Source organism: Tenacibaculum holothuriorum, assembly GCF_002120225.1.
Lineage (GTDB): Bacteria > Bacteroidota > Bacteroidia > Flavobacteriales > Flavobacteriaceae > Polaribacter > Polaribacter holothuriorum.
In genome coordinates this window covers 172,241-185,539 of the sequence record NZ_LAPZ01000001.1, presented here as the reverse complement: position 1 = coordinate 185,539, position 13,299 = coordinate 172,241, and the positions used below count along the sequence as shown (strand labels likewise).

General features: G+C 31.0%; 11 protein-coding genes. 2 read left to right on the top strand and 9 right to left on the bottom strand.

Features of this window, described 5'->3' with window-relative positions; all coding sequences use genetic code 11:
* Nucleotides 1-38: 38 nt before the first annotated feature.
* The 9 genes from fabG to WH52_RS00890 all read right to left on the bottom strand — a co-directional run bounded on the left by fabG (nt 39) and on the right by WH52_RS00890 (nt 10,935).
* Nucleotides 39-785, bottom strand: a complete 747-nt coding sequence (gene fabG, locus WH52_RS00930; protein ID WP_086029039.1) for a 3-oxoacyl-[acyl-carrier-protein] reductase — start codon at nt 783-785, stop codon at nt 39-41.
* Between the two features lie 99 nt (nt 786-884).
* On the bottom strand, nt 885-3,857 hold the full coding sequence (locus WH52_RS00925) for a M16 family metallopeptidase (RefSeq protein WP_086029038.1): 2,973 nt from the start codon (nt 3,855-3,857) through the stop codon (nt 885-887).
* 93 nt (nt 3,858-3,950) lie between these two features.
* The gene (gene sucD, locus WH52_RS00920) at nt 3,951-4,826 is read right to left on the bottom strand and encodes a succinate--CoA ligase subunit alpha (protein ID WP_086029037.1); all 876 of its coding nucleotides are present in this window, start codon (nt 4,824-4,826) and stop codon (nt 3,951-3,953) included.
* A gap of 75 nt (nt 4,827-4,901) precedes the next feature.
* Nucleotides 4,902-5,822 (bottom strand): UDP-3-O-(3-hydroxymyristoyl)glucosamine N-acyltransferase, encoded by a 921-nt coding sequence (locus WH52_RS00915; protein WP_086029036.1) that lies wholly within the window; start codon nt 5,820-5,822, stop codon nt 4,902-4,904.
* 38 nt (nt 5,823-5,860) lie between these two features.
* Entirely contained in the window at nt 5,861-6,427 is a 567-nt protein-coding gene (gene efp, locus WH52_RS00910; protein WP_086029035.1) for an elongation factor P, read from the bottom strand.
* Nucleotides 6,428-6,435: 8 nt separating this feature from the next.
* Nucleotides 6,436-7,221: an acyl-ACP--UDP-N-acetylglucosamine O-acyltransferase gene (lpxA, locus tag WH52_RS00905; protein WP_086029034.1), complete on the bottom strand. Its 786-nt coding sequence runs from the start codon at nt 7,219-7,221 to the stop codon at nt 6,436-6,438.
* 2 nt (nt 7,222-7,223) lie between these two features.
* Nucleotides 7,224-8,615 (bottom strand): bifunctional UDP-3-O-[3-hydroxymyristoyl] N-acetylglucosamine deacetylase/3-hydroxyacyl-ACP dehydratase, encoded by a 1,392-nt coding sequence (locus WH52_RS00900; protein ID WP_086029033.1) that lies wholly within the window; start codon nt 8,613-8,615, stop codon nt 7,224-7,226.
* The gene (lpxD, locus tag WH52_RS00895; RefSeq protein ID WP_086029032.1) at nt 8,615-9,649 is read right to left on the bottom strand and encodes a UDP-3-O-(3-hydroxymyristoyl)glucosamine N-acyltransferase; all 1,035 of its coding nucleotides are present in this window, start codon (nt 9,647-9,649) and stop codon (nt 8,615-8,617) included. Before lpxD ends, WH52_RS00900 begins: the two co-directional genes overlap by 1 nt.
* Before the next feature lie 56 nt (nt 9,650-9,705).
* On the bottom strand, nt 9,706-10,935 hold the full coding sequence (locus WH52_RS00890) for an HD domain-containing protein (protein WP_198938347.1): 1,230 nt from the start codon (nt 10,933-10,935) through the stop codon (nt 9,706-9,708).
* 216 nt (nt 10,936-11,151) lie between these two features.
* Between WH52_RS00890 and porX the strand changes: the two genes are divergently transcribed.
* A complete protein-coding gene (gene porX, locus WH52_RS00885; protein WP_086029030.1) occupies nt 11,152-12,699 on the top strand; it encodes a T9SS response regulator signal transducer PorX in 1,548 nt (515 codons plus the stop codon).
* A gap of 5 nt (nt 12,700-12,704) precedes the next feature.
* On the top strand, nt 12,705-13,274 hold the full coding sequence (locus WH52_RS00880; protein ID WP_086029393.1) for a DUF1287 domain-containing protein: 570 nt from the start codon (nt 12,705-12,707) through the stop codon (nt 13,272-13,274).
* Nucleotides 13,275-13,299: the final 25 nt, after the last annotated feature.

Below are 13,299 nucleotides of genomic sequence, written 5' to 3'. Positions count from 1 at the left end.
TTCAGACTTTTTAATTATAAAATATTTGTCTCGTTTTATTACGTTAACATTCCTCCATCTACAGATAAAGTTTGCCCTGTAATATATGAACTCATATCAGAAGCTAAGAAAACACATGCATCTGCGATGTCTTTTGGAGACCCTCCTCTTTTTAAAGGAATTTCATTTCTCCATCCTTCTACTACTTTCTCATCTAATTTTGCTGTCATTTCAGTTTCAATAAAACCTGGAGCAACTACGTTACTACGAATATTACGAGAACCTAATTCTAAAGCTACTGATTTAGAGAATCCTAAGATTCCAGCTTTTGAAGCTGCATAGTTTGCTTGACCAGCATTTCCTTTTAATCCAACAACAGAACTCATATTAATAATAGATCCTGCACGTTGTTTCATCATCGGACGAATAACTGCTTTTGTTAAATTAAAAACAGATTTTAAGTTTACTTCGATTACTTTATCAAAATCGTCTTCAGAAATACGCATTAACAAGTTATCTTTTGTAATACCTGCATTGTTAACTAATACGTCAATCGTACCAAATTCTGCTAAAACATTCTTAGCCAATTCTTGTGCAGCATCAAACTCTGCAGCATTAGATTGGTATCCTTTTGCGTTAACACCAAACTCTTTTAATTCATTTTCTAACGCAGTAGCAGCATCAACAGATGAATTATATGTAAAAGCTACATTAGCTCCTTGTTTTGCAAATTCTAAGGCAATTCCTCTACCAATACCTCTAGTTGCACCAGTAATAATTGCTGTTTTATTTTCTAAAAGTTTCATTCTAGTTGTTGTTTTAAAACTCCAAATATAAATGTTTTAATTCGATGAATAAAAAAAGCGTTCTATAAAGAACGCTTTTATTAGTATAATACCTGATTATTAAGGTTTTACTTTTTTAGGTTTCTCGTAGTTAAATAAATGATCTACATCCATTTCTTGTACTTTACCTAATTTTGAAAGAGCCTTTAAATCAATATCTTTCTTATTAGCTATAACCATAATATTATAATCTTCTCCTTTAATATTCTCATTAAAGAAATTTTTAAGATCTGCCATATTCATATTCTTAATCGCATTGTAAATTTCTTCACGATTATCATGATCTATTCCTCTTTTCTTTAAACGTTCATAAGCCCAGAAAATTCCAGTATCGTTAATTCTTTGAGCTGCTAATTTCTTTAACGCAGCTTCTTTTGCAGCATTAAATTGCTCTTCAGCTTCTGGCATATCTGTCATTAAATCCATCATCGCTTTTACAGCATCTGGAATTTTATTAGCCTGAGTACCAATAAATGCATATACATAATTTGGTTTTCCTTTTTCTGCTGCATTACTATATGATGAAAAAGCAGAATACGCTAAAGATTTAGATTCACGAATTTCTTGGAATACTATTGAAGATAATCCGCTACCAAAATATGAATTAAATAACGTTGAAGCTGCCATTTTCTTAGGATCGAACTCCTCTCCTTTTGCTAAGAATAGCATTTGAGCTTGCACCATATCATAATTTACAAAGTATACATTATTTCCTGTATCAACATTTGCGTACTCTTTTTTAGCTGGATAATCTTTTAAGTTATCTGCTACTTTATGATTGTTGTTTAATGCCGTTTTTGCTTGATCTATATCTTTTCCGTAGTAGAAAATTCTGTGTTTAAAGTTCTTAAGATCTTTAACTAAAGATACTAATTCATCAGGATTAAATCCTTTTAACTCTTCAATAGTATAGATATCACGTAAACTTGAATTTTCTCCATACATTCCATAGTTCATTAAACCATTCCACATAATTTGACCTTTACTAGCTTTCGTATCTGTACGGTTCTTAGCAATTTTATCTACATATTTATTATATGTTTCTTGATTAGCTTTAGCATTAGCCCATAAATCTTCTAATAAAGCTAATCCTTTATCTAAGTTTTCACGTAAACCAGATAAGTAAACATAAGAACGATCTTTACCTGCGCTAACTCCGTACTTAACTCCTAATTTATAGAATTCTTTCTTTAAAGCTTCTGGAGCTAGTTTGTCAGTACCTAAATATTCTAAGTATCCAACAGCAATTGGTAATTTTTGATTATTGTCTTTACCCATATCAAAAATTATATACAACTCTGCTAAGTCATTTTTTGTATTTTCAATATAAGAAACTTCAACTCCATTAACATCAGTCTTTTTAATTGCAGATTTATAATCAACAAACTTAGGCTTTAAGTCTGGAGACTTCATTTCGTTGAAAGCCGCCATATATTTAGATGATTTATCTCTATTTAACTCATTAGGAGTAATTTTTGGTTTAGGAACCTTTACTAAATCATCACTCTTACCTTGTTTTTTATTTACAACAACATAGTTGTTTTTGTAAAAATCGTTTGCAAAAGTTACTAACTCTTCTTTAGAAATTTTTCTTAACTCATCTAATAACTTCACTCTATCTTCCCAATTTTGGAAGTGAACAAATGCATTTACATATTCACTAGCAACTGAAGATGCATTTTGATATTGTCTAATTTGACTAAGCTTTAAATCATTAATTACAGCATCAATTAACCATTCATCAAATTCTCCTTTTTTAACTTTTTCAATTTGATCTAATACTAATTGAGTAGCTTCTTCTAAAGATTGACCATTCTTTGGAGTTACATATAACCTGTGCATTCCATAGTCATTTAAAAATGTAGTATAACTACCCGCACGTTGTACTTTTTGTTTTTGATTTAAATTTAAATCAATTAAACCAGCGTCACTATTGTTAAGAATCATATCTATTAATGTAAGATATTTTTCTTCTTTAGAACCAATTCCTTTACTTCTAAAAGCAATACTTGCATTAGCTGCTTCTGGACCAACAACTTCTTTAGTTATTGATTTTTCCATTGGAGCTTCTATAGGACGAGTTGGATGTGTAACTTCTTTATAAGCCATTTTTCCAAATGTGTCGTTTATTTTTTTGATTGTAGAATCGAATTCTAAATCTCCAACTAAAATAACAGCCATGTTATTTGGTACATAATACTTATCGAAATACGCATGAATAGCTTCCATTGATGGATTCTTTAAATGCTCTGAAGTACCAATAGTAGTTTGTTGTCCGTATGGATGTTTTGGAAATAACGCTTTCATTAACGCATAGTTAGATTTTCTATAATCATTGTCTTGCGCTCTATTGAACTCCTCATATACAGCTTCTAATTCTGTATGGAATAAACGTAAAACTAATTGTGTAAATCTTTCACTTTCTAACTTAATCCATTTATCTAATTCGTTAGCAGGAATTTTGTTTACGTAAACAGTTTCCTCATGCCAAGTCCAAGCATTGGTTCCTTGTGCTCCTAATGAACTTGTCATTTTATCGTATTCATTAGCGATGGCCATTTTAGATGCCTCGTGAGAAACTTTATCTATTTCCTTATAGATTTCTAACTTTTTCTCAGGGTCTTTTTCTGCTTTATGCTTTTCGTATAAATCAGAAATTTTCTTTAATTCTACTTTTTCTTTTTCAAAATCAATTGCACCTATCTCATCAGTTCCTTTAAAAACCATATGCTCTAAATAATGAGCTAGCCCCGTATTATCTGCTGGATCATATACAGATCCTGCTCGTACTGGAATAAAAGTTTGAATTTTAGGCTCTTCGAAATTTTGAGCTAAATATACTTTTAACCCATTTTCTAATGTATACAAACGTAATCCTGTAGGGTCGTTTGTTACTGTTTCATACTTAAAACCATTAGCATCTGTATGCTGTTCGGTTTTAACCTCGGTAGTAGTTTGGTTGTTTTGCTTACAACTGGAGAATAGCAAAGTACCAGCTAAAGCAATACTTAGAATTTGATTAAATCTTTTCATTTAATTTTTGATTTGATAGGTTGATAAAAAAATCCGATGCTAAAGATATAGCATCGGATTTAAAACGTTTACTTTTTATTAATATTTTAACAATTATGCTAAAACTTTTGCAACCATTTCTCCAATCTTAGCTGGAGACTCAACAACATGAATTCCATTTTCTGCTAAAATCTTCATTTTTGCTTGTGCAGTATCATCAGCTCCTCCTACGATTGCTCCTGCATGTCCCATTGTTCTACCAGCTGGTGCAGTTTGTCCTGCTATAAATCCAACAACTGGCTTACGGTTACCGTCAGCTTTAATCCAACGAGCAGCTTCAGCTTCTAATTGCCCTCCGATTTCACCAATCATTACGATTGCATCAGTTTCGTCATCATTCATTAATAACTCAACTGCTTCTTTTGTAGTAGTTCCAATAATTGGATCTCCTCCAATACCAATTGCAGTAGTAACTCCAAATCCTTGTTTTACAACTTGATCAGCAGCTTCGTAAGTTAAAGTACCAGACTTAGAAACAATACCAACTCTACCTTTTTTAAAGATGAACCCTGGCATAATTCCTACCTTAGCTTCTTCTGGAGTAATAACTCCTGGACAATTAGGTCCTACTAAAGTACAGTCTTCTTTAGCATCGATATAAGCTTTAACTTTAGTCATATCAGCTACAGGAATTCCTTCAGTAATACAAATAATTACTTTGATTCCTGCTTCTGCAGATTCCATAATTGCGTCAGCAGCAAATGCTGGTGGCACAAAAATAATTGAAGTATCTGCACCAGCTTTTTCAACAGCCTCTACAACCGTATTAAATACTGGTTTACCTAAATGCTCTTGACCTCCTTTTCCTGGAGTAACACCTCCAACTATGTTAGTTCCGTAATCAATCATTTGACCAGCGTGAAAAGTACCTTCACTACCAGTAAAACCTTGTACAATAATTTTCGAATCTTTATTTACTAAAACACTCATTGGTTTATTTTTTACTTATTTTTTTAAGACAGACAAAAATAACTTTTTAATTGACTTTTCACAATTAAATTTATGTTACTTTTTATCTGGTTTTGTTGCATTTTTTAAAAAGATAGTTTCTCTCATTGTTTGGCGATACTCTCTTTGTGGCGTTCCGAAGTAAACACCTTTCTTTAAAGATTTCATCACGCCAGTTTGTGCCATTAACACAGTTCCTTTTTCTATATGAAGTCCACTAACAACACCTACTTGTCCCCAAATGGTCACTTCGTCTTCAATAACTGTACAACCAGCAATCCCTGTTTGAGCAGCTATTAAACATTTCTTTCCAATTATTGTATCGTGACCAACATGTACTTGATTATCAATAACAGTTCCTTTACCAATAGTAGTATCTCCAGTTACTCCTCTATCAATGGTACAAGAAGCTCCTAACTCTACATTATCTTCTAAAATTACTCTTCCTCCTGATAATAATCTATCAAATCCTTCTGGTCTGTTTTTATAATAGAAAGCATTGCTTCCTAAAACAGTATTTGAGTGAATAATAACATTATCTCCAATTACACAATTATTGTTGATAGATACATTGGCATGTATAATACAATTTTTACCAATCGTAACATTTTCTCCTATAAATACATTAGGCTGAATAATTGTATTTTCTCCAATAACAGCGGTATCTGCTATACTTTTTTGTGATGCTATGAAAGGATTAAAATGTTTTGTAAGTTTATTAAAATCTCTAAAAGGATCTTCAGAAATTAACAATGTTTTTCCTTCCGGACATTCAACTTTTTTGTTGATTAAAACTGTAGTCGCAGCTGAGTTTAATGCCTTATCATAATACTTAGGATGATCTACAAAAACAATATCTCCTTTTTCTACCACATGAATTTCATTTATTCCTGTAATAGGAAAATCTTTATCGCCTACAGATTCTACATTTAATAATGTAGCTATACTTTCAAGTGTTTGGGGTGATGAAAACTTCATATCTAAAAAGAAATTCCCGCAATAGCGGGAATTTTAATTTATTCTTTTATTCTTTCTGAATATGTACCTTTTTCGGTATCTAACTTAATTTTATCTCCTTCATTGATAAATAAAGGAACATTTACTCTAGCACCAGTTTCTACTGTTGCAGGCTTTGTAGCATTTGTTGCTGTATTTCCTTTTACACCAGGTTCTGTATGTGTAACTTCTAAAATTACATGAGAAGGCATTTCTACTGATAATGGTAAACCATCTTCAGTATTAATTAAAATAGTAACAACTTCTCCTTCTTTCATAAACTCAGATCCATCTACAACTTTTCTTTCTAAAGTAATTTGGTTGTAATCATCTGTATTCATGAAATGTAAATCGTCTCCTTCTGCGTATAAATATTGAAATTTATGAGTCTCTACGCGAACGTCTTCAATTTTATGTCCTGCAGAAAAAGTATTATCGATCACTTTTCCAGTAGTTACACTTTTTAATTTCGTTCTTACAAAAGCTGGTCCTTTACCAGGTTTTACATGTAAAAATTCTATAATCTTAAATATATCGCTATTGTATTTAATACAAAGTCCTTTTTTAATATCTGATGTACTTGCCATTTTATTTTTTAATTTGATTTAAAATACCCTTTCATAATACCTCTGTGTGAATCTTTGATAAACTGAACAATTTCATCACGTTCAGGGGTTGCTTCCATTTCAGCTTCAATAATATCAATTGCTTGAGTATTATTATAATTTTTTTGGAAAAGTATTCTATAAATATTCTGAATTTCTCTAATTTTTTCGGTAGTAAAACCTCTTCTACGTAACCCTACAGAATTGATTCCAACATACGATAAAGGTTCACGAGCTGCTTTAACATAAGGAGGAACATCTTTACGAACTAAAGATCCACCAGTAACAAATGCATGATTACCTACAGAAGCAAATTGATGTACCGCAACCATACCTGCTAACACCACATTATCGCCTATATTTACATGACCTGCTAAAGTAGTATTGTTTGAAAAAATACAGTTATTTCCTACGATACAATCATGTGCTACGTGAGAATATGCCATAATTAAACAATTATCTCCTATAACAGTTTTCATTCTATCTGTAGTTCCTCGGTTTATAGTAACACATTCTCTTATTGTCACATTATCTCCAATAACAACAGTAGTATCCTCGTCATTATATTTTAAATCTTGTGGGATAGCAGAAATTACAGCTCCCGGAAAAATTCTACAATTCTTTCCTATACGAGCACCTTCCATTATTGTTACATTAGATCCAATCCATGTACCTGAACCTATTTCAACATTTGGGTGAATTGTTGAGAAAGGTTCAATAACTACATTTCTTGCTATTTTAGCCTGTGGATGTATATACGCTAGTGGTTGATTCATAATTACTTAACCTTACTTATTTGAGCCATTAGTTCAGCTTCACAAACTAACTTTCCGTTAGCATAAGCATAGGCTTGCATATGAGCAATTCCTCTTCTGATTGGCGTTATTAATTCACTTTTAAATATTAAAGTATCACCTGGTAATACTTTTTGTTTGAACTTAACATTATCTATTTTCATGAAATAAGTTAAGTAATTCTCAGGATCTGGAACTGTACTTAAAACTAAAATCCCACCACATTGCGCCATAGCCTCTACTTGTAAAACCCCTGGCATTACTGGTGCTCCTGGAAAATGTCCTACAAAGAAATCTTCATTCATAGTAACATTTTTCATTCCCACAACATGCTTATCACTTAACTCGATAATTCTGTCAACTAATAAGAATGGCGGTCTATGAGGTAAAATTTCCATGATTTTATGAATATCCATTAAAGGAGCTTCATTTAAATCGAATTTTGGTACATTATTTCTCTTTTCTTGCTTAATAATTTTAGCAAGTTTTTTAGCAAAATTTGTATTTACTAAATGCCCAGGTTTGTTAGCTATTATTTTTCCTCTAATTCGAGTTCCAACTAAAGCTAAATCTCCAATAACATCTAATAATTTATGTCTTGCCGCTTCATTTGCCCAATGCAATTCTAGGTTATCTAAAATTCCGTTTGGCTTAATTGAAATATTGTCTTTTTTAAAGGCTGCTTTTAACTTTTCTGTAGTTCCTTCAGATAATTCCTTATCTACATAAACTATAGCGTTATTTAAGTCTCCTCCTTTTATTAAATCATTTTCTAATAACATTTCAATTTCATGTAAGAAACTGAATGTTCTTGCTGCTGAAATCTCTTCTTTAAAGTCGGAAATTGTGCTTAATGTAGCGTTTTGAGTACCTAAAATTTTAGTACCAAAATCTACCATTGTTGTTACCTGATATTCATCTGCAGGCATTAAAATAATTTCACTACCTGTAGCTTCATCTTTATAGGTAATAACCTCTTTTACAATATACTCTTCTATATCAGCATCTTGTTCTACAACTTCTGCCTTTTCAAGAGCTTCAATAAAATATTTTGAAGAACCGTCCATAATCGGTGGTTCAGAAGCGTTTATTTCTATTAATAAGTTGTCGATACCTAAACCTACTGCAGCAGCTAAAACATGTTCTGAAGTTTGGATTTGTACACCATTTCTTTCCATGTTTGTACCACGCTGTGTATTTGTAACATACTCAGCTTTTGCTTCAATAACTGGTTGTCCTTCTAAATCTACTCTTTTAAAGGCGTAACCATGATTTACTGGAGCTGGCTTAAAAGTCATAACGACTTCATTACCCGTGTGCAATCCTACACCAGATAATGTTACTTCATTTTTTATAGTTTTTTGTTTAGTACTCATTAGTTGTCTTTTTGAGCATTTAACTCTTTTTCTAATTTATGAATTGTAGTTGCTAGTTTCGGTAAGTTTTTAAAGTGAATATACGATTTACTATAATCGGTATACCCAAAAGCAGGAGACCCTTGAACAACTGCATCATCTTTCAAGTTTCGTCCAATACCTGATTGGGCTTGAATCTTTACGTTGTTTCCTAAAGTTATATGACCAACAATACCTACTTGACCACCAATCATACAATTTTCACCTATTTTAGTTGAACCTGCAACACCAGATTGCGATGCAATTACAGTGTTTTTACCGATTTCAACATTATGAGCTATTTGTATTTGATTGTCTAACTTTACTCCTTTTCTAATTATTGTAGAACCTAAAGTGGCTCTATCTATAGTTGAATTCGCTCCAATGTCTACATTATCTTCTATAATAACATTTCCTGTTTGAGGAATTGCTTTGTATTCTCCATTTTCATCAGGTGCAAATCCAAATCCGTCAGAACCAATAATAGTTCCTGAATGAATTTTACAGTTATTACCTATAACAGATTCTGAATAAATTTTTACTCCAGCGAAAATTACCGAATTATCTCCAATAGTTACATTATCTCCAATATAAGAATTTGGATAAATTTTTACATTTTCCCCTACAACAACATTTTCACCAATATAAGAAAATGCTCCAACGTATTCGTTGCTTCCAATTTTAGCACTATTTGCTATGAAATGAGGATTTTCTCTTCCAGTTTTATTATTCTTAACCTGATTGTAAAACTCTAATAGTTTTGAAAAAGCCTTATAGGCATCTTCCACTTTAATTAAAGTAGTAGAAATTTCTTTTTCAGGTTCAAATGTTTTATTTACGATAGTTGCCGACGCATTGGTCGTGTAAATGAATGAATTGTATTTAGGATTCGATAAAAAGGTTAAAGAACCTAATTCTCCTTCTTCTATTTTAGAAAGCTTCGATACTTCTGCTTCAGGATTTCCTACAACAACACCTTCTAAAATATCTGCTATTTGTTTTGCGGTAAATTTCATCAAATGCAAAAGTAATTATTTTTTGTGTAATTAATCATTTTTGATCTTAAGATGATTTATAAACTCTTAGGATAACAAACATAATATTTAATTACTGGTTTTGTTAAAGCCTGTAAGTTCAACTGATCAGATGCTTTTGCTATGTCTTTTAACTTTCCTTTTTTTGTTAAAATCTTTACAGGTAGTTCAGGGTTGTATGCCTGATTTTTAACCGAACCTTGAAACATAAAATATTCTAACTCTTCTTTATTTAATTGAAACTTTTCTTTCAATTTTTTATGGAGTTTTTTAATGTATGAATCTGTAATTGGTTCATTTTGAAGTTCAATTCTTAATAGTTTTCTATTTATAATCATGTTTGATAAACTTGATAGTATTTTATCATCATGATTTGTCCACTCTTTAATAGAAGCTAATACATCAAAATCGTCTAGTTTAGAAAACTTCTCTAGAGTTTCATCTGTAAAATTCCTATCTGTTACTTCATTGTATAAAAAGTATTTGAATGATGTAGTAGCTCTTAAGTCTACTCCATTCATTGCTAATTCTTTTGCTCTTTTAAGCACATTTACCAACAAATTTTCTGCAACTAAACCTGTTTTATGCAAGTAAACTTGCCAATACATTAAACGGCGAGCAATAATGAACTTTTCTACGGAATAAATTCCTTTTTCCTCTATAACCAACTCATCATCTACAACATTCATCATTTTTATTAATCGATCAGACGAAATATTTCCTTCTGTAACTCCGGTATAAAAACTATCTCTTTTTAAATAATCTAACCTATCAATATCTAATTGACTAGAAATAAGCTGATATAAAAACTTTCTATGATATTTTCCTTCAAAAACTTGAATTGCCAAACTTAATTTTCCATCAAAATCTTCGTTCAACGCTTTCATAAAACGAAGTGATATCTCTTCGTGCACAATTCCGTTTACAATACTGTATTCTAAAGCATGAGAAAAAGCCCCATGACCAATATCGTGCAATAAAATTGCTATATATAACGCATTCGCTTCTTCTTCTGAAATATCTACATTTTTAGTTCTTAAAACCTGAACTGCTTTTTGCATTAAATGCAAGCAACCTAATGCATGATGAAAACGTGTATGATTCGCTCCTGGATATACTAAATTAGACAACCCCATTTGACTCACTCTACGAAGTCGTTGAAAATAAGGGTGTTCAATTATATCGTAAATTAACGAATTGGGGATTGATATAAATCCATAAATAGGATCGTTAAGTATTTTTAATTTATTCGTTTTTGGAGTCTTCAAAATAGATAAATTCTTCAATTTCAAACAAAAGAATTATAATTTATCTACAAAACCAAATAACTCTATAGTTTATTAACGTATTTTTAGCTTTTGCTCTACAACAAAATAAGTTTTAAACGTTATTTTTAGCATAGAACATTGTAATTTTAACAAGCCAGTAAAAGCTTTTAATATATAAAACCAATAGTTACACATTGGTTCAAGAAATTTTAGCATATGAAAAACATAGATATCCTTTGGGTTGATGATGAAATTGATTTATTAAAACCACATATTATATTTTTAGAAAAGAAAAACTACACTGTCACTACTTGTACAAATGGTGCTGATGCAATAGATTTAGTTGACGAACAAAATTTTGATATTGTTTTTTTAGATGAAAATATGCCTGGTATTACGGGTTTAGAAACACTTTCTGCCATTAAACAAAAAAATGCAAATCTTCCTGTTGTTATGATTACAAAAAGTGAAGAAGAGTATATTATGGAAGAAGCTATTGGTTCTAAAATTGCCGACTATTTAATAAAACCCGTAAACCCTAATCAAATATTATTAAGTTTAAAAAAGAATTTAGATCATTCTCGTTTAATTTCTGAGAAAACTACACTTAACTATCAACAAGAGTTTAGAAAAATTGCCATGGATTTAGCTATGGTAAATTCTTACGAAGATTGGGTTGATATGTACAAAAAACTTGTACACTGGGAGCTTGAGTTAGAAAACATTAACGATACAGGGATGCTAGAAATACTAGAATCTCAAAAAACAGAAGCTAACAGTCAGTTTTTTAAGTTTGTAAAAAAGAATTATCAAGATTGGTTAACAGCTGATGACAAACCTACTTTTTCTCACACACTATTTAAAGATTATGTTGTTCCAAACCTATCAGGCAATCAAGGAGTTTTATGGGTTGTAATTGATAATTTAAGATATGATCAATATCGTGTTTTAGAGCCACTAATCAATAATTATTACAAAAAAGAAGAAGAACATTCCTACTACAGTATTTTACCTACGGCAACACAATATGCTAGAAATGCTATTTTTTCTGGATTAATGCCTTCTGAAATGGAAAAAATGTATCCTAATTATTGGAAAAATGACACAGATGAAGGAGGTAAAAATCTTTTTGAAGCTGAATTTTTAGAGTCGCAAGTAAAAAGGCTAAACCTTAATATTAAACACGAATACTACAAAATAACTTCTCTAAAAAGTGGTAAAGAATTAGCAGACAATTACAACGGTACAAAACAAAACGATTTAACAGTAGTTGTATACAACTTTGTCGATATGCTTTCGCATGCAAAAACCGAAATGGAAGTAATTAAGGAATTAGCGGGCGATGACAAAGCATACAGATCGTTAACTGTTAGTTGGTTTAAAAACTCTCCTCTATTTGAAATTATTCAAAAAGCTCAATCTTTAGGTCAAAAGTTAATCATTACTACCGATCATGGTACTATAAACTGTAATCACCCAAGTAAAGTTATTGGAGATAAAAACATCAGTGCTAATTTACGTTACAAAACTGGTAGAAGTCTTAGTTTTGAAGACAAAGATGTGTATGCTGTCAAAAATCCAAAAGATATTTTCTTACCAAGTATCACTATTAACAGTCCGTTTATTTTTGCTAAAGAAGATCTGTTTTTTGCCTACCCAAACAACTATAATCACTTTGTAAAGTATTATAAAAACACCTATCAACATGGTGGAATTTCATTAGAAGAAATGATTATTCCTTGCGCAGTGTATAATCCAAAGTAATGAAGATGAGAAAACTTGTCTTTTTAATTTTCTTATTTGTAGCTGCATCACTCTATTCACAAAAAAATGAATTGAGTATAGCTGCATTAGAATTAACTAAAGACAATGTAGTTTATGACGGGAGTTACTTCTCTATTAAATACCCTAATGGAGATGTTCCAAAAGGAAAAGGAGTTTGTACAGATGTTATCATAAGGGCTTATCGAAAAATTAGTATTGATTTACAAAAAGAAGTTCATTTAGACATGAAAGCTAACTTTTCTAAATATCCTAAAATTTGGGGATTAAAAAGAACCGATACCAATATAGATCATAGAAGAGTTCCTAATTTAATGACCTTTTTTAAAAGGAAGAATGCAAACAAAACCATTACCTTAAACTCCAAAAACTATTTACCGGGAGATATTGTTGCTTGGAGATTAAGCAACGGATTAACTCATATAGGAATTGTGAGTCATCTAAAATCGAATAATCATAAACGCTATAAAATCGTTCATAATATTGGTAGCGGTCAAGTTTTGGAAGATTGTTTGTTCAATTATAAAATAATTGGTCATTATCGGTACAAGATTTAATAGAAATCCTTTTTAAGAAAATCTT